This is a genomic window from Sphingomonas canadensis (assembly GCF_026013525.1).
Taxonomy (GTDB): Bacteria; Pseudomonadota; Alphaproteobacteria; order Sphingomonadales; family Sphingomonadaceae; genus Sphingomonas; species Sphingomonas canadensis.
The window spans coordinates 1-580 of the sequence record NZ_JAPDRA010000029.1 but is presented as its reverse complement, the minus strand read 5'-3'; the positions used below and the strand labels follow the sequence as shown (position 1 = coordinate 580).

The 580-nt window shown below is 49.7% G+C and carries 1 protein-coding gene; it reads left to right on the top strand.

The features are described 5' to 3' along the window. The first annotated feature begins 110 nt into the window (after nucleotides 1-110). Nucleotides 111-563 carry a hypothetical protein gene (locus OM513_RS20760; protein WP_264946691.1) on the top strand — a complete coding sequence of 151 codons (453 nt, stop codon included), beginning with the start codon at nucleotides 111-113 and terminating at the stop codon, nucleotides 561-563. Nucleotides 564-580: the final 17 nt, after the last annotated feature.

Genomic DNA, 580 nt, shown 5'->3' with positions numbered 1-580 from the left:
TTTTTTGAAACCAGATAATTAGGAGAAGAGGCGTGTTAACGCGGAAACTATTGAGAAATCTCTATTTATTATGGGGATTTATTTCTCTTAGTGCCTGCGTTGGCGCTACGGTGGATAACGAGGGGCTGCGTGCGATACCTGTGAATCTAGCGCAACTTGAGAGGCAGGGGAAAGAATTCGACCGCCGCTGGGTCGAATTTGAGGCCTATGTCTTTGTCCGGGGCTACTTAGGGAAGAATCGGCCCCGACCATTTCTGGCCACTCTGGAAGGTGACAGGGTCACGCTCGCCAGCGGTGCTCCGGCAATTGTGTGCCGCAAATCGGATGTCCCCGGTCCTCCTGTCCTACTCGAGAAGGGATTGGGGCCTTTGCGTCGCCAAGATATGGCTTTAGATGCGCGCGCACAACCAAAAGTTAGAATACGGGCTATCTATCACAATTCCGTTTTCGAATACGAAGATCATTGGATTCACGAGAAATTCAACGGGTTCTTCGATCACGCTACTATATTGAGCGTCCTTCAAGATCGATGTCTGATTTTTCCCGATGTGGTGGAGCCATAGGCCTTGAATTACTGAAT